We start from the raw sequence: 17,442 nt of genomic DNA, 5'->3' as shown, positions 1-17,442 counted from the left end.
AGACGCAACCGATATTGATTGGTCTCGGCATCGGTTGCGCCGCCCCTGAGGGCAGTGATGATTATCACTGCCCTTTCTTCATGCGGCCTGCTGGTTCAGGTCAGCAATCACATCGTCAATCAGCTCATCAATCTTGCTGGAGTCAAGGTGGTGCGCAGTGGTAATCAGGTGAGCGATGTCACCGGAAGTGGCCAGACAGTGTTTCTTCCAGACTGCTTCTGACGGGCAAGGGAAAACCACGGTAATTGAGTTTTTATTGCGCCATGCATCAATACCAGCAGCCTGTAAGCGATCGACTGCGTACTGTGCCATATTCAGGCTATGTTCAATGCGGCGTTGCCAGTCGCTCCAGGAATGGCTGCGAATAGCTTCCCACATCATTAGCGGTGTATGGCCGTTACGAGAACCAGAAATGGTTTTATCGTGTGCAGAGATGTAATCAATTTCGACAGAAATCCGGTCAACGTTTTTCCTTTTCGCTACCACGATGCCGCAGGGAATAGGCGAACCAATCATTTTGTGGCCGGAAACGCCAATAGAATCAATACCATCAGCGAAGTTAAAAGGTTGCGGATCGTTGACAAATGGCAAAATCATACCGCTCAACGCAGCATCAGCGTGTAGATAATAATCGTCACGTTTGATACCCAGTTGACCAATCCGTTGTTGGATCTCAGCAATATTATCAATAGCGCCACGAACGGTTGTGCCGATATTTGCAAAAATAATCGGATGTTCTTCGTTATCGCGTTGAATTTTACGAATCAAATCATCATAGTCCATCTCACCATTCGGCTGTGATTCCACCAGACTTGATTTAATGCGCAACAACTTAACAATTTTTGCAACGGAATAATGAGTATCTTTCGAGTAATAAAGCGTACCTTCTGGAAACAGTTCACGCCCCAGATAGCAGCCAAACATATTACCTTCAGTTCCCCCATTGGTAACGTAGCCCCAACTTTCTTCAAATGGGATTTTGAAAATTCTGGCGAAATACTCCATTACTTCTTTTTCAAAATCAAACGAGTTCAGCAAATAATTACAATACTCTCCCCAATCACCACAATTATTTATGGAGAAACGCATAAACCGTTCCAGTATAGTGTAATCGAAGTCGGCTGACTCCGGATAGCCTATATTAAAATACTGATTTTTTACGCAATATGACCAAAAAGCATCGAGCTTATTCTGATCGACAATAGATAATGTCATTTTAAACTCCCGTGGATAAAACCAATACAGTTGGATACGTTTAGATACGTTTATCTAAATAAAGAATATCCTGACCTTTCTTACTACGCCCGGCAGCAACAAAAGAGAACAATGGAATGGTTACCATCATCATCAAGATGCCCCAGAATATGGAGTCGCTGCCAGAACCAAGCAAAGCAAAAATGCAGTAAATCATGCCAATAACAACCAACGTGCAGTAAAACATAAACGATCTTCCACGATTGGCTTTCTTCGAAACAAGAATAATTGGAAGCGAAATCAGGGCGTACATATATGGCAGAAGTGAAGCAAATACCGACATTAAAATTACAGCCTGGAATTGTTTCGCCAGATTCGGAGATGCCGTCAGAAGCAAGACAATACTCATTAATACACCGGTGAAAATGAGGCTTTTCATCGGGACATCTTGCTTGTTGGTTTCTTCAAAGAATTTCGGGAAAAGTCCTTGTTGAGCACCTGCGCGCGGGCCTTCTGACTGAAGTATCAGCCAACCTGAAATTGAGCCAAAGCAGGCAATGATGCTCAGTGCGGAAGCAATGTTCCCTGCCGTATTACCGAACATATAGCGTGCGGCATCAGCAAAAGGTGCAGCTGAATCTACCAGAACATTATGTGGTACCAACCCCATAATAACGGTGCAGCTACCAACATAGCATACGGAAGCGATTAATAACCCCATAACGGTAGCCCGAGGAACCGTGCGTTCAGGATCTTCGACCTGACCGGTAGAAACGACTGCAGATTCAATACCAAGGAAGCCCCATAGCGCAATCGACGCTGCAGAAATAATTGCCGAGGAATCACTATGACCCGTTCCATTATAAACTTCAGTATAGAGCGACGGGTTAAACCAGAACCACCCAATAAATCCTACACCTAATATTACGATTAACCCGCAAGTTGCGGTAAAGGATTGTGCCCGCCCCGCAACTTTGGCACCAAAACTAGCAAGGAAAACAAATGCCCACAGAATAATAATTGCGGCAATACAACCGTAAGTTGGATTTTTAAGCTCTGGGAAAAAGAAACTGAGATAGCCGACACCTGCGACCAATAATGCAACGTTACCTACCCATGCGCTGATCCAATAGCACATTGTTGTCTGAAACCCAATGAATGGGCCAAAGGCATCACTGGCATAAGCAACGATACCGCCGGTACGAGGTGTAATTAAACTAGTTTTAGCAAAAACTAATGCCAGTGCAATAACGCCGATGATGGTAAATACCCATCCCCATATTGAGATGGAGCCTATGCCTGCGAGATTAGTTGGCAACATAAATACGCCAGACCCCATCATATTTGATGCGGTCACTAACGTTAGGGCAATGACTCCCATTTTATGAGCAGAGCCTGAGCTTACTGTTCCCATAATGGTTTCCTATTAATTTAAAATTTTGCAATAAGTGGAAATTCGTACTGAATTCGTGGGTCATTGTTATGAATAGAAATGTCCATTATTGTGACAACAATCAAAAATAATAATGAATCAATTTTTTTTGAGCTGTTTTTTCGCTCACTTTTTAACCATTTTATTAGTAATTGACTCTGTCCCCTTTTATTCGACCTGAATAAATAAAAGGCGACACTAAAATAATCAGGAAAAAATCACGACGATCATTTATTAATAATGTAATTTTTTGTTGATGGCTTTGTTTTAATGTTAATAATTATGAGTAATTTAAAGATGTCCTGTTTATTACGCCAAAAACGGGCATTTCTGATATGGATAAAGTAGAAGGGTGTGATTCAAAAGAGGGAACATAATTTATGTTACAACGGACAGAACGATGACTTCCTGTGAGCTACGCCTCACAAAGCAAAACCCCGCCGAAGCGGGGTTCTATAAAGAGTGAAGCTGACCGATAAGCCGCGTTCTTTTGAGCATAGCGTCGTGGACAGTCATTCATCTATTCTGTCTCACAAAGCAAAACCCCGCCGAAGCGGGGTTTTATAAAGAGTGAAGCTGACCGATAAGCCGGGTTCTGTCGTGGACAGTCATTCATCTAGGCCAGCAATCGCTCACTGGCTCAAGCAGCCTACCCGGGTTCAGTACGGGCCGTACCTTGTGAACCCCTATTTGGCCTTGCTCCGGGTGGAGTTTACCGTGCCACGGACTGTTACCAGCCGCGCGGTGCGCTCTTACCGCACCCTTTCACCCTTACCTGATCCCACTTGCGTGGGCCATCGGCGGTTTGCTCTCTGTTGCACTGGTCGTGGGTTTCCCCCCCAGGCGTTACCTGGCACCCTGCCCTATGGAGCCCGGACTTTCCTCCCCTCCGCCCGTCTCCCCCGAAGAGGACGACGACGAAGCGGCGACTGTCTGGTCAGCTTCGGCGCGCAGTATAGAGGGTTTGCGGGGTAATGTCACCCCGCACTGCGCATTCCTATCGCTAACGTGGCGGCGATGTTTCTTGAAGCACGATAAATATTATCAAATGCCCCACGGAAGGCCTCTTCCAGCGTGCTAATGCTGGTCAAGACGCTAAACACTGCATCGATGCCATATTGATGCACCACCTCCACATCACGCGTCAGGCTGCCGCCAATACCAATTACCGGTTTGTGGTATTTCTTCGCGACGCTTGCCACGCCCACCGGCACTTTGCCGTGCACACTCTGGCTGTCGATGCGTCCCTCACCGGTGACCACCAGCGTACAATCGTGAATATGTTCTTCCAGATTGAGCGCCTGCGTCACAATCTCGATACCACTGCGCAGATCCGCGCCTAAAAAAGCCATTAACGCGGCCCCCATACCACCAGCCGCTCCTGCGCCAGGCACGTCTTTCACATCCACCCTGAGCGATTTTTTAATGATATCGGCATAGTGAGAGAGATTACGGTCCAGTTCGAGAATGCGTTCTTCCGTCGCCCCTTTCTGCGGGCCGAAGATGCGGGATGCGCCAGTATCGCCTGTGAGCGGATTGGTCACATCGCAGGCCACGCGAATGGAGCAGGTTTTTAATCGCGGATCCAAACCGGAAATGTCGATGCTGTTGAGGCTCATCAGACTACCGCCCCCGTAGCCAATCTCAGTCCCGTTAGCGTCGCAAAGTTTCGCGCCCAGAGCCTGCACCATACCCGCGCCGCCATCGTTGGTTGCACTACCGCCAATGCCGATAATAATGCTCTGCGCCCCGCTATCCAGCGCCTGCAAAATCAATTCCCCGGTACCGCGTGACGTGGTGACTAGCGGGTTACGCTTTTCAGGAGGTACTAACGCCAGACCGCTGGCTGCCGCCATTTCGATAAACGCAGTTTTACCATCTCCGGACATGCCCCAGCAGGCATTCACTTTTTCGCCCAGCGGCCCCGTCACCCACGCGGAATATTCACTCCCTTGCGTGGCGGCAATCATGGCTTCGACCGTTCCTTCGCCGCCGTCGGCCACCGGAACTGAAACATATTGCGCATCGGGAAATATTTCCCGAAATCCTTTTTCTATTGCCTGAGCGACCTCAGTGGCAGATAGACTTTCTTTATAAGAGTCTGGGGCAATTACGATTTTCATAGTTATGTAGCCTGACTGTGCCGCGCAAGGCAAGAAATACAGGGCGCACATCCGCGCCCTTCTTGTTAGCGTGTGACTTCCACTTTCGCCAGTTTTTCGTAGTAGCATGCGAGCGCGCTATGATCGGCGGTGCCCAGCCCATCTGCGCGGAGCGCCTGCATCATTTCCATGACTGCAGCAGTCAACGGCAACTGCGCGCCGACCCCATGCGAGGTATCCAGCGCATTCGCCAGATCTTTGATATGCAGATCAATACGGAAACCCGGCTTAAAGTTGCGATCCATGACCATCGGCGCTTTCGCATCCAGTACGGTGCTTCCCGCCAGTCCGCCTCGGATCGCCTGATACACCAGATCCGGGTTCACACCCGCCTTGGTCGCCAGCGTCAGCGCTTCAGACATCGCCGCAATGTTCAGCGCCACAATCACCTGGTTCGCCAACTTAGTAACGTTACCCGCGCCAATGTCACCGGTATGTACCACCGAACCAGCCATCGCTTTCAGCAGATCGTAATACTTGTCAAAAATCGCTTTATCACCGCCAACCATCACCGACAACGTGCCATCAATCGCTTTTGGTTCGCCGCCGCTTACCGGCGCATCCAGCATATCCACGCCTTTCGCTTTCAGCGCGTCGCTGATTTCGCGACTGGCTAACGGCGCGATGGAACTCATGTCGATAAGCACTGTGCCCGGCTTCGCCCCTTCAATAATACCGTCTTCCCCCAGCGCCACCTCTTTCACGTGCGGAGAGTTCGGCAGCATGGTGATGATCACGTCGCACTGCTCAGCAATGGCTTTCGCCGTGGCAGCGGTTTCTGCACCTGCGGCAATGACTTGTGCAATGGATTCCGGGTTACGGTCAGCAACCACCAGCGAGTAACCTGCCTTGAGGAGGTTTTTACTCATTGGTTTACCCATGATACCGAGGCCAATAAAACCAACTTTCATTGTCATGTCTTTATCTCTCTCTACTGTCGATGGTGGTTATTTCTTAAAAGAATCAGCCAGTTTCTGTGTGGCTGAACGGAACACGCCAAGGTCGCTGCCAACGGCAACAAAGGTCGCGCCCCACTCCAGATAACGACGCGCATCCGCCTCTACCGGGGCCAGAATACCGCTTGGTTTGCCATGTGCTTTCGCGCGGGCAAAAATGTGCTGGATAGCTTTCTGCACATCAGGATGTGACGCATTGCCGAGATGGCCTAACGCCGCGGCCAGATCGCTTGGGCCGACGAAGACACCGTCTACGCCTTCGGTCGCCGCGATGGCGTCAACGTTATCAACGCCCTGCTGACTTTCGATCTGCACGATGATGGTGATGTTCTTATTCGACTGCGCAAAGTAGTCCGGTACGGTGCCAAACATATTGGCGCGATGGGAGACGGACACACCGCGAATACCTTCCGGCGGATAGCGGGTCGACGCCACGGCGTTCACCGCTTCTTCTTCGGTCTCAACAAACGGGATCAGGAAGTTATAAAACCCGATATCCAGCAGACGCTTGATAATCACCGGCTCGTTGGTCGGTACACGCACGACCGGCGCGCTGGCGCTGCCTTTCAGCGCCATCAATTGCGGGATAAACGTCGAGATATCGTTCGGCGCGTGTTCGCCATCCAGCACCAGCCAGTCAAAACCTGCCAGGCCTAAAACCTCGGTACTGATTGGGCTGGCTAATGCAGACCAGCAGCCAATCTGAATCTGTTGCGCCGCGAGAGCCGCTTTAAACTTATTCGGGAAAATCGTGTTATTCATCGCCTATACCTTTGTTTATTTCTGCAATTCCATACGTTTAATGTCACCGACAATAAACAGGTAGCAAACCATTGCCATCAGCGCCGAACACCCTACAAACATCAGCGCAGCATTAAATGAGTGCAGCTCGCTCACCAGATAACCAATCACCAGCGGGGTGATGATGGAAGCGACGTTGCCAAATACGTTAAAAACACCACCACACAGACCGACGATTTCTTTCGGTGCGGTATCGGAGATCACCGGCCAACCCAGCGCGCCGAAGCCTTTGCCGAAGAACGCCAGCGCCATCAGCGCGACAACCAGGGTGGTGTTATCGGTGTAGTTACACAGAATAATGGTCGACGCGAGCAACATTCCGAGCACAATTGGCAGCTTACGCGCCAGAGTAATACTGGAGCCGCGTTTAATCAGATAATCGGAGAACACCCCGCCGAGCACGCCACCGGCAAATCCACACAGCGCAGGAATAGACGCCACCAGGCCTACCTTCAGGATCGACATACCTTTTTCTTGCACCAGGTAGATCGGGAACCAGGTCAGAAAGAACCAGGTGATGGTATTGATAAAATACTGTCCGAAGAACACCCCAAGCATCATGCGATTAGTCAGCAACTGCTTGATATAATGCAGCTTAGGACCGCCAGATGCTGCATCGCCCGGCTTCTTGTGATCCATATCCACAACCGCGCCGTTGTCAGAGATAAACTTCAGTTCTTCTTGCGACATACGCGGATGCTCGGTCGGGTTATGGATCAGTTTCACCCACAGCCCAGTGAGCACAAAACCGATAACGCCCATCACGGTAAAGACGTGCTCCCAGCCCCAGGCGAAGGTCAGCCAGCCCAGCAGCGGCGAAAACAGTGCCAGGGAGAAATATTGTGCGGAATTAAAAATCGCGGATGCCGTGCCGCGCTCTTTTGTCGGGAACCAGGCCGCCACGATACGGGCGTTCGCCGGGAAGGACGGCGCTTCGGAGAAGCCCAGCATAAAGCGCATGATGAACATTGAAATACCCGCCCAGGCCAGCGGGAACATATCGACAAAACCCTGCAAAAAGGTAAACAGCGACCAGAAGAACAGGCTGTAAGTGTAGACTTTCTTCGAGCCGAACTTGTCGAGCAGCCATCCGCCGGGAATTTGCATCAGCAAATAAGCCCAGCCAAAAGCCGAAAAAATGTAACCCATTGATATGGCGCTAAGCTGTAGCTCTTTCGCCACTTCCGTACCGGCAATAGACAACGTCGCACGGTCCGCATAGTTAACGGCTGTAACAATAAAGATTATCAGCAATATTAAATAACGAGTGTGCGTACCTTTCTTTTTCTCGACAACTGTATCCAGTATCATTCTAATTACCTCGGGTACATAAAAGTTTTTATTATTATTTGGCAGATATCCCTGGTGATAAATTACCGATAATAAAAACGTATAATAATTTATCAGACGCTATGAAACCGTGATTTAGTATAATCAGCAGCGCAACGTTAATCATTGTGCAAGCGCTCATTAAACATGCGTTATGAAAATAATGTTTTGGGCATATGCACACATGCATGGGCGCTAATCCACACATTTACGTATTGCTACCCCTGCTGGTGCGGTCTTGCTGAGTTTAAGTGATCATTGTCACATTTTTCACGATAAACTCCTGACATTCTTATTTCACGATACCGAATCTTTATTACTGATAATGAGATTCGAAATATAAATATCCACACTATTATCACCACTTGTTGGAGAATACTGGACAATGGCCGACATCGAAATTAGACAAGAATCGCCAACGGCGTTTTATATTAAAGTTCACGACACAGATAATGTGGCGATTATTGTCAATGACAATGGTCTGAAAGCCGGGACGCGTTTTCCGGATGGACTGGAGCTAATTGAACATATTCCCCAGGGACATAAAGTGGCGCTCGTGGATATTCCTGTTCACGGTGAAATCGTACGTTATGGCGAAGTGATAGGCTATGCCGTTCGCGATATCCCACGCGGCAGCTGGATCGATGAATCGATGGTTGAACTGCCAAAAGCCCCGCCGCTGGAAACATTACCGCTGGCAACCAAAGTCCCGGAACCGCTGCCGCCGCTGGAGGGGTATACCTTCGAAGGGTACCGCAATGCTGACGGCAGCGTCGGCACCAAGAATCTGCTCGGCATCTCCACCAGCGTGCACTGCGTGGCGGGAGTGGTGGACTATGTAGTGAAAATCATTGAGCGCGACCTGCTGCCCAAATATCCGAATGTCGACGGCGTAGTCGGGCTCAATCATCTGTACGGCTGCGGCGTAGCGATTAACGCGCCAGCCGCCATCGTGCCGATTCGTACAATCCACAATATTGCGCTGAACCCGAACTTCGGCGGTGAAGTAATGGTCATCGGCCTCGGCTGCGAAAAACTCCAGCCTGAGCGTCTGCTGGAGGGTACTCACGATGTAAAAAGTATTCCGGTCGACAGCGCCAGCATCGTCAGCCTGCAGGATGAAAAACACGTTGGTTTTAAATCCATGGTAGAAGACATTTTGCAGGTCGCTGAGCGCCACCTGGCAAAGCTCAATCAGCGCCAGCGTGAAACCTGCCCGGCATCTGAACTGGTGGTCGGCATGCAATGCGGCGGCAGCGATGCGTTTTCTGGCGTAACGGCCAACCCGGCGGTAGGTTATGCCTCCGACCTGTTAGTTCGCTGCGGTGCGACCGTAATGTTCTCGGAAGTGACCGAAGTCCGCGATGCGATCCATCTTCTGACCCCGCGGGCAATTAACGAAGAGGTGGGCAAGCGCCTGCTCGAAGAGATGGCCTGGTACGACAACTATCTCGATATGGGGAAAACTGACCGCAGCGCTAACCCCTCTCCGGGTAACAAGAAAGGCGGTCTGGCAAACGTGGTGGAAAAAGCGCTGGGTTCTATTGCAAAGTCGGGCAAGAGCGCGATTGTCGAAGTCTTGTCGCCGGGTCAGCGTCCAACCAGGCGCGGCCTGATTTACGCAGCCACCCCGGCAAGCGATTTTGTCTGCGGCACGCAACAGGTTGCTTCCGGGATCACCGTACAAGTCTTTACCACTGGTCGCGGTACGCCGTACGGTCTGATGGCCGTGCCGGTGATAAAAATGGCGACGCGTACCGAGTTGGCCAATCGTTGGTTTGACCTGATGGATATCAACGCAGGCACCATCGCTACCGGAGAAGAAACCATTGAAGAAGTGGGGCTGAAACTGTTCGAGTTTATCCTCGACGTCGCCAGCGGACGTAAGAAAACCTTCTCAGATCAGTGGGGACTGCATAACCAGCTGGCGGTATTTAACCCGGCACCGGTAACCTGATTCCTGAAAGTTAAATTCGATTACAGGTCGGGGAAGTTCGCAAACTTCCCCGACTTTTTTATCAGATACTCACCAGAACAACCTCAATGCCATGCTTACGTAATCCTTCCAGACTCTCCTCTGGAATACCTTCATCGACAATAATCATATCAATCCGCTGTGTATCAATGATCTTATGCAGACTGGAGCGGTCAAACTTCGTCGAGTCGGTGACGACGATAATACGCTCAGCCACTTCACACATTCGGCGGTTAAGACGCGCTTCATCTTCGTTGTGCGTGCTAACACCACGCTCCAAATCAATCGCATCAACGCCAAGAAACAGCATGTCGAAGTGATAATTTTGTAGCGATTGCTCAGCCTGATCGCCATAAAAAGATTGCGACTGACGACGCAAATGGCCGCCGGTCATCAGCAGTTCAACCCCCTCGGCTTCCAGTAACGCATTGGCGACATTCATACCGTTGGTCATGGCAATGACATTGGTATGCTGGCGCATCAGACGGGCGATTTCATAGGTCGTGGTGCCGGAGTCAAGGATCACGCGGTGCCCCGGTTTTATCAACTCTGCGGCGGCCCTGGCAATACTACGTTTTACCGCCGTGTTAAGTGAGCTCTTATCTTCTACGGAAGGCTCCACAACAGGCGCATTGCCTTCGCAAATCAGTGCTCCACCATAGGCGCGTACCGCAATCCCTTGCTTTTCCAGAAAAGCGAGGTCGTTACGAATAGTGACCGTGGAGACGCCAAAAAATAAGGAAAGATCGTTAACCTGAACGCTTCCCTGCTGCCGTAACCGCTGGATGATCTGCTCACGTCTTTCGCTGGTGCCTATAACGCGCTTGTCTGCAGAAGACTCGGTGTTACTCATAAGAAATCCTTTAGTTGAATCTTTCGTTTTATTTCGTTTTTCCTATTAACGCCTTTCCTTTACGCGAATGCAAGCCCCACAAACGGGTAAGAACCGAACGAGCTTACGCTGAAACCTTTCATTATGTTTCTTTTGTGAAACAGATCGGAAAACCATTATCTTTCGTTTTATTTTTATAACACCATGATGCAATATTAAATGAAACAAAACGAAAGATTGATGTCGCAGTTATCTGACCTGGAGAGGAAAGTGAAACATCTAACTAAAATGGTCGAGCAGCATAAACGGGGGAAGGCAAACGGGATTTATGCCGTTTGTTCCGCGCATCCAATCGTACTGGAAGCCGCAATACGCTACGCCCATGCAAACCATACACCGCTGTTGATCGAAGCAACCTCTAATCAGGTTGACCAGTTTGGCGGCTATACGGGTATGACACCAGCCGATTTTCGCAGCTTTGTCTGCCGTTTAGCCGACTCGCTTAATTTTTCTCAGGATATGCTGGTTCTCGGCGGAGACCATCTCGGGCCCAACCGTTGGCAAAATCTGCCTGCAGAACAGGCAATGGCCAACGCTGACGATCTGATCAAAAGCTATGTCAGTGCAGGTTTTAAAAAAATCCACCTCGATTGCAGTATGTCGTGTGCTAACGACCCGGTTCCACTGACAGATGACATCGTCGCGGAACGCGCCGCGCGTCTGGCAAAAGTAGCCGAAGAAACCTGTATGGCACATTTTGGCGAGTCGGATCTGGTCTATGTAATTGGCACAGAAGTGCCGGTTCCAGGTGGCGCCCACGAAACGTTAACCGACCTGGCGGTAACAACGCCCGATGCCGCACGCGCAACGCTGCAGGCTCACTATCACGCCTTTGAAAAGTGCGGTCTGGAAGGTATCTGGCCGCGTATTATCGCCCTGGTGGTGCAACCTGGCGTTGAATTCGACCACACACACATCATTGATTATCAACCACAGAAAGCTGTGGCACTCAGCAAAATGGTTGAAGACTACGACACACTGGTGTTTGAAGCGCATTCTACCGATTACCAAACGCCACAGTCCTTGCGCCAACTGGTGATAGATCACTTCGCTATCCTGAAAGTGGGACCCGCGTTGACCTTCGCTCTGCGCGAAGCGCTGTTTTCACTGGCCGCGATTGAAGAAGAATTACTGCCTGCAAAAGCCTGTTCAGGCCTGCGACATGTGCTGGAAAGCGTAATGCTTGATCGACCAGAGTACTGGCAGAGCCACTATCACGGCGATGGTAATGCACGCCGTTTGGCTCGCGGATATAGCTACTCCGATCGGGTTCGTTACTACTGGCCGGACAGCCAGATTGATGAAGCATTCGAACGGCTGGTGCGCAACCTGGCTGATGACCCCATTCCCCTGCCGCTGATTAGCCAGTATTTACCCTTGCAGTACGTAAAAGTGCGCGAGGGAGATCTCAGCGCCACACCGCGAGAACTCATCATTAACCATATTCAGGACATACTGCAGCAATATCACTGCGCCTGCCAGGCGTGCTTGAGATCGTAACGCATAACAAAAAAGAGAAAAAAATACCATGCCAAACATTGTATTAAGTCGCATTGATGAACGTCTGATTCACGGTCAGGTTGGTGTGCAATGGGTTGGGTTTGCGGGGGCAAACCTGGTGCTGGTCGCGAATGATGAAGTGGCTGAAGACCCCGTGCAGCAAAACCTGATGGAAATGGTACTGGCAGAAGGGATCGCCGTACGCTTCTGGTCGCTACAAAAAGTGATCGACAATATTCACCGTGCCGCCGATCGCCAGAAAATTCTGCTGGTCTGCAAATCGCCTGCGGATTTCTTCCGTCTGGTCGAAGGCGGTGTTCCTGTTAACCGCATCAACGTTGGCAATATGCACTACGCCAACGGCAAGCAACAAATCGCCAAAACGGTTTCTGTAGACGCTGCCGATATTACGGCATTCAACGGGCTAAAAGCCGCTGGGGTGGAATGCTTCGTTCAGGGCGTTCCAACAGAACCCGCCCAGGACCTCTATAAACTTCTCTGAGGGATTCACAATGGAAATCAGTCTGTTGCAGGCTTTTGCGTTGGGTATTCTCGCCTTTATTGCTGGGCTGGATATGTTCAACGGGTTAACGCACATGCACCGCCCGGTTGTTCTCGGGCCACTGGTCGGCCTGATTCTGGGCGATCTGCATACCGGTATTTTGACAGGGGGTACGCTGGAACTGGTGTGGATGGGTCTGGCCCCGCTGGCTGGAGCTCAGCCGCCAAACGTGATTATCGGTACTATCGTAGGAACCACGTTTGCCATAACGACCGGGGTGAAACCCGAAGTTGCCGTAGGTGTGGCGGTACCGTTCGCCGTAGCGGTACAAATGGGGATCACCTTCCTGTTCTCTGTGATGTCAGGGGTGATGGCTCGGTGTGATCGCATGGCAGCGAATGCCGATACCGCAGGGATTGAGCGGGTCAACTATCTGGCGTTGCTCGCACTGGGGATCTTCTACTTCTTATGCGCGTTCCTGCCGATTTACTTTGGTGCGGAACATGCCAAAACCGCTATAGATGTTCTGCCAGCTCGTCTGATTGATGGCCTCGGTGTGGCAGGCGGCATTATGCCCGCTATCGGCTTCGCCGTACTGCTGAAAATCATGATGAAAAACGTCTATATCCCTTACTTCATTCTGGGTTTTGTGGCCGCAGCCTGGCTCAAACTCCCGGTGCTAGCGATTGCCGCAGCTGCACTGGCCATGGCGTTGATCGATTTTCTGCGTAAATCACCTGAACCTACAGCTCCTGCAGCACAAAAAGAGGAATTCGAAGATGGCATCTAATCAAACGACTCTGCCAAACGTTTCCGAAACCGAAGAAACGCTGCTGTCCGGCACAAATGAAAACGTCTACGAAGACCAGAATATCGGTGCCGAGCTGACAAAAAAAGATATCAACCGTGTCGCCTGGCGTTCAATGCTGTTACAGGCTTCTTTTAACTACGAACGTATGCAGGCGTCAGGATGGTTGTACGGCTTGTTACCTGCACTGAAAAAGATCCATACCAACAAACGCGACCTGGCGCGTTCGATGACAGGTCATATGGGCTTCTTCAACACCCACCCTTTTCTGGTCACGTTTGTTATCGGGATTATCCTGGCGATGGAACGCTCCAAGCAGGATGTGAACAGTATTCAAAGCACCAAGATTGCTGTCGGCGCGCCGCTTGGCGGCATCGGTGATGCCATGTTCTGGTTAACGTTATTGCCTATTTGCGGCGGTATCGGGGCCAGCCTGGCGCTGCAAGGTTCTATTCTTGGCGCAGTTGTCTTTATTGTTATGTTTAACGTGGTTCATCTTGGTCTGCGCTTTGGACTGGCACACTATGCTTATCGAATGGGCGTTGCTGCCATCCCGCTGATTAAAGCTAATACCAAAAAGGTTGGACATGCGGCATCCATCGTAGGGATGACGGTGATCGGCGCGTTGGTAGCAACCTATGTTCGCCTGAGCACTACCCTGGAAATCACGGCTGGTGATGCGGTTGTAAAACTGCAAACGGATGTTATAGACAAGCTGATGCCTGCTTTTTTGCCGCTGGTCTACACATTAACTATGTTCTGGCTGGTCCGTCGTGGCTGGAGTCCTTTGCGCCTTATCGCCATTACCGTGGTGCTCGGCGTCGTGGGCAAGTTCTGTCATTTCCTGTAAATACGAGGGGTTGTAGATGTTAGGTATTATTTTGACCGGCCATGGCGGGTTTGCCAGCGGAATGGAAAAAGCGATGAAACAGATTCTGGGTGAACAATCACAGTTCATCGCCATCGACTTTCCGGAAACCTCAACCACCGCCTTACTCACCTCGCAGCTTGAACTAGCGGTGAGTGAACTGGATGCGCAGCAAGACATCGTGTTTCTGACAGACCTGTTAGGCGGGACGCCGTTTCGCGTCGCTTCCACGCTAGCGATGCAAAGGCAAGGCACTGAGGTGATCACCGGCACCAATCTGCAACTACTGCTGGAAATGGTGCTCGAGCGCGATGGCCTGACCAGCGAAGCATTTCGCTTGCAGGCGCTGGAGTGCGGGCATCGTGGCTTAACTAGCCTGGTAGACGAACTGGGACGCTGTCGTGAGGAAAAGCCCGTTGAGGAAGGGATATGACACAGCTACTGCGCGCCAGACGCCTGCTGACAGAACGGGGCTGGCTGGACGATCATCAATTACATATTGAAGATGGCTTCATTGCAGAAATAGAGCCCATCCCCTCCGGCGTTATGATCCGCGACGCAGAGCTGCTTTGTCCGGCTTACATTGATATCCACGTACACGGCGGCGCGGGCGTCGATGTGATGGATGAGGCACCGGATACGCTCGATAAACTGGCGATGCACAAAGCACGTGAAGGGGTAGCCAACTGGCTACCCACCACCGTCACCGCTCCACTACCGGATATTCACAAGGCGCTGGAGCGTATTGCCCATCGCTACCATTCCGGTGGACCTGGCGCGCAGGTGCTGGGCAGTTATCTTGAAGGCCCGTACTTTACGCCGCAGAACAAAGGGGCGCATCCGCCTGAGCTTTTCAGGGAACTGGAGCTCAGTGAACTGGATGAACTGATTGCAATTTCCAGGCAAACATTACGCGTCGTTGCACTGGCACCAGAAAAACCAGGTGCATTACAAGCAATTGCGCATCTTAAGCAACACAACGTAAGGGTTATGCTGGGTCATAGCGCAGCCACCTGGGAACAAACCCGCGCGGCCTTCGATGCCGGTGCAGACGGGTTAGTGCACTGCTACAACGGGATGACCGGCTTACATCACCGGGAGCCAGGAATGGTTGGCGCTGGGTTAACAGATCCACGCGCCTGGCTGGAGCTTATCGCTGACGGGCACCATGTCCACCCGGCAGCCATGAAGCTATGCTGCTGTTGCGCAAAAAACAGACTGGTGCTGATCACCGATGCCATGCAGGCTGCTGGAATGCCAGATGGTCGCTATACGCTCTGTGGCGAGGAAGTGGAAATGTGTAGTGGTATTGTACGAACCGCCTCTGGAGGCCTGGCGGGTAGTACGCTTTCGGTTGATGCGGCCGTACGTAATATGGTCGAACTCACCGGGATAACGGCAGAAGCGGCAATTCATATGGCCTCACTCCACCCTGCGCGTCTGTTGGGTATTGATCGTCTGATGGGATCATTAGCGGTGGGCAAACGTGCCGACACGATCGCGCTTAATAGCGGGCTGCATTTACAACAGATCTGGATTCAGGGTCAGGTTCCCCCCCTTTAGACCTTTCATTTTATCTCCTGTTGGCCTGCGGTCTTCGATCGCAAGGCCTTTCTTTTCCTTTCGTTTGTGGAAATACCGATCCATATTGCAATCAATCTCTTCATTATAGATCAATAAGATAACTGCAACCTTCGTTCTAACGATCACAATTTTCGTTTTATTTCATTTTGGATTATTGATCTTTCGATTTCTTTTCTATAGATTTTAATCAATCGACAAGATGAACAAGTGAAACGAAACGAAAGATAGCGACATTTTCGCCAGCGTCTTATGTGGAATTTACGAGACTAAGGACTTAAGTTATGCCAGAAACCTATACCCCTGTTACTGCGGTAACAGGCACCTGGACCGAAGAAGAGATCCGTCAACAGCCAGCCAGTTGGATCCGCTCCCTCACCAATATCGACAACATTCGATCTGCCATTGACAACTTTCTCGCGCCATTGCTGCGCAAAAACGATCTGCGGATCGTACTGACCGGGGCCGGAACCTCAGCATTCATTGGCGACATCATTGCCCCCTGGCTGGCAAGCTATACCGGAAAAAACATCAGCGCTGTGCCGACCACCGACCTGGTGACCAATCCGATGGATTATCTGAATCCCTCACATCCGCTGTTGCTAGTCTCTTTCGCTCGCTCAGGTAACAGCCCGGAAAGCGTTGCGGCAGTGGAGCTGGCTAATCAGTTTGTACCTGAGTGCTATCACCTGCCAATCACCTGCAACGAAGCAGGTAGCCTGTATCAAAACGCAGTCGCAAGCGACAACGCTTTTGCTCTGTTAATGCCCGCTGAAACACATGACCGCGGTTTTGCCATGACCAGCAGCGTTACCACCATGATGGCCAGCTGTCTGGCAGTATTCGCCCCGGAGAAAATCAGCAGTCAGACCTTCCGCGATGTGGCCGATCGGTGCCAGGCGATCCTGACTTCACTTGGCGATTTCAGCGACGGTGTGTTTGGCAATGAGCCCTGGAAACGGATCGTCTACCTCGGTAGCGGTGGATTACAGGGAGCTGCGCGAGAATCGGCACTGAAAGTCCTGGAGCTGACAGCGGGCAAACTGGCTGCATTCTATGACTCCCCGACCGGTTTTCGTCACGGTCCAAAGTCGCTGGTTGATAACGAAACGCTGGTCGTGGTCTTTGTTTCCAGTCATCCCTATACACGTCAATACGATCTCGATTTGCTGGCAGAATTACGCCGCGATCGGCAGGCGCTGCGGGTGGTCGCGATTGCCGCACAAACCCATGAGGTGATTGAAGCGGGTCCACATATTTTGCTGCCGCCAGCACGCTCTTTCATCGATATGGAATTGGCGTTCTGCTTCCTGATCTACGCCCAGGTCTTTGCTTTGACGCAATCCATCAATATCGGTAATACGCCGGATACACCTTCCGCCAGTGGCACAGTGAACCGTGTTGTACAGGGCGTTGTTATTCACCCCTGGAACGCCTAAGAG

15 protein-coding genes and 1 other RNA gene are annotated in these 17,442 nt (G+C 50.9%); 8 read left to right on the top strand and 8 right to left on the bottom strand.

The window, feature by feature from the left end:
- Positions 1-78: 78 nt before the first annotated feature.
- The 7 genes from IB196_RS02905 to garP all read right to left on the bottom strand — a co-directional run bounded on the left by IB196_RS02905 (position 79) and on the right by garP (position 7,856).
- The gene (locus IB196_RS02905; RefSeq protein ID WP_005131724.1) at positions 79-1,215 is read right to left on the bottom strand and encodes a histidine decarboxylase; all 1,137 of its coding nucleotides are present in this window, start codon (positions 1,213-1,215) and stop codon (positions 79-81) included.
- Between the two features lie 40 nt (positions 1,216-1,255).
- Positions 1,256-2,608 carry a histidine-histamine antiporter gene (gene hdcC, locus IB196_RS02900; RefSeq protein ID WP_005131726.1) on the bottom strand — a complete coding sequence of 451 codons (1,353 nt, stop codon included), beginning with the start codon at positions 2,606-2,608 and terminating at the stop codon, positions 1,256-1,258.
- A gap of 586 nt (positions 2,609-3,194) precedes the next feature.
- Positions 3,195-3,571, bottom strand: an RNA gene (gene rnpB / locus IB196_RS02895) — RNase P RNA component class A.
- A 32-nt stretch (positions 3,572-3,603) separates the two neighbouring features.
- Positions 3,604-4,749, bottom strand: coding sequence for a glycerate 2-kinase (gene garK, locus IB196_RS02890; protein WP_188231870.1), 1,146 nt, complete (start codon positions 4,747-4,749; stop codon positions 3,604-3,606).
- 65 nt (positions 4,750-4,814) lie between these two features.
- Entirely contained in the window at positions 4,815-5,705 is an 891-nt protein-coding gene (garR, locus tag IB196_RS02885; RefSeq protein ID WP_040234084.1) for a 2-hydroxy-3-oxopropionate reductase, read from the bottom strand.
- 30 nt (positions 5,706-5,735) lie between these two features.
- Positions 5,736-6,506 carry a 2-dehydro-3-deoxyglucarate aldolase gene (garL, locus tag IB196_RS02880; RefSeq protein ID WP_005131731.1) on the bottom strand — a complete coding sequence of 257 codons (771 nt, stop codon included), beginning with the start codon at positions 6,504-6,506 and terminating at the stop codon, positions 5,736-5,738.
- A gap of 15 nt (positions 6,507-6,521) precedes the next feature.
- Positions 6,522-7,856: a galactarate/glucarate/glycerate transporter GarP gene (garP, locus tag IB196_RS02875; protein WP_188231869.1), complete on the bottom strand. Its 1,335-nt coding sequence runs from the start codon at positions 7,854-7,856 to the stop codon at positions 6,522-6,524.
- Positions 7,857-8,259: 403 nt separating this feature from the next.
- Here garP and garD point away from each other — a divergent pair, with 403 nt between their 5' ends.
- Positions 8,260-9,831: a galactarate dehydratase gene (gene garD / locus IB196_RS02870; protein WP_149692150.1), complete on the top strand. Its 1,572-nt coding sequence runs from the start codon at positions 8,260-8,262 to the stop codon at positions 9,829-9,831.
- 61 nt (positions 9,832-9,892) lie between these two features.
- Here the strand turns inward: garD and IB196_RS02865 are convergent, their stop codons facing one another.
- Positions 9,893-10,702 (bottom strand): DeoR family transcriptional regulator, encoded by an 810-nt coding sequence (locus IB196_RS02865; RefSeq protein WP_005131736.1) that lies wholly within the window; start codon positions 10,700-10,702, stop codon positions 9,893-9,895.
- A 267-nt stretch (positions 10,703-10,969) separates the two neighbouring features.
- Here IB196_RS02865 and kbaZ point away from each other — a divergent pair, with 267 nt between their 5' ends.
- The 7 genes from kbaZ to IB196_RS02830 all read left to right on the top strand — a co-directional run bounded on the left by kbaZ (position 10,970) and on the right by IB196_RS02830 (position 17,439).
- Entirely contained in the window at positions 10,970-12,241 is a 1,272-nt protein-coding gene (kbaZ, locus tag IB196_RS02860) for a tagatose-bisphosphate aldolase subunit KbaZ (RefSeq protein ID WP_255504746.1), read from the top strand.
- A 28-nt stretch (positions 12,242-12,269) separates the two neighbouring features.
- Entirely contained in the window at positions 12,270-12,743 is a 474-nt protein-coding gene (agaV, locus tag IB196_RS02855) for a PTS N-acetylgalactosamine transporter subunit IIB (protein ID WP_003024925.1), read from the top strand.
- 10 nt (positions 12,744-12,753) lie between these two features.
- The gene (gene agaW / locus IB196_RS02850; RefSeq protein ID WP_005131744.1) at positions 12,754-13,533 is read left to right on the top strand and encodes a PTS N-acetylgalactosamine transporter subunit IIC; all 780 of its coding nucleotides are present in this window, start codon (positions 12,754-12,756) and stop codon (positions 13,531-13,533) included.
- Positions 13,523-14,401: a PTS N-acetylgalactosamine transporter subunit IID gene (agaE, locus tag IB196_RS02845; RefSeq protein WP_149692148.1), complete on the top strand. Its 879-nt coding sequence runs from the start codon at positions 13,523-13,525 to the stop codon at positions 14,399-14,401. Before agaW ends, agaE begins: the two co-directional genes overlap by 11 nt.
- 16 nt (positions 14,402-14,417) lie before the next feature.
- Entirely contained in the window at positions 14,418-14,852 is a 435-nt protein-coding gene (gene agaF / locus IB196_RS02840; RefSeq protein ID WP_188231867.1) for a PTS galactosamine/N-acetylgalactosamine transporter subunit IIA, read from the top strand.
- On the top strand, positions 14,849-15,982 hold the full coding sequence (gene nagA / locus IB196_RS02835; RefSeq protein ID WP_188231866.1) for an N-acetylglucosamine-6-phosphate deacetylase: 1,134 nt from the start codon (positions 14,849-14,851) through the stop codon (positions 15,980-15,982). The genes agaF and nagA overlap by 4 nt, the downstream gene beginning before the upstream one ends.
- A 302-nt stretch (positions 15,983-16,284) precedes the next feature.
- Positions 16,285-17,439, top strand: coding sequence for an AgaS family sugar isomerase (locus IB196_RS02830; protein WP_149692145.1), 1,155 nt, complete (start codon positions 16,285-16,287; stop codon positions 17,437-17,439).
- Positions 17,440-17,442: the final 3 nt, after the last annotated feature.

The sequence above is a fragment of the Citrobacter sp. C6_1 genome, from assembly GCF_014596835.2.
Classification (GTDB): domain Bacteria; phylum Pseudomonadota; class Gammaproteobacteria; order Enterobacterales; family Enterobacteriaceae; genus Citrobacter; species Citrobacter pasteurii.
The sequence above is the reverse complement of the archived record's forward strand: the minus strand, read 5'-3'. Positions and strand labels throughout refer to the sequence as shown.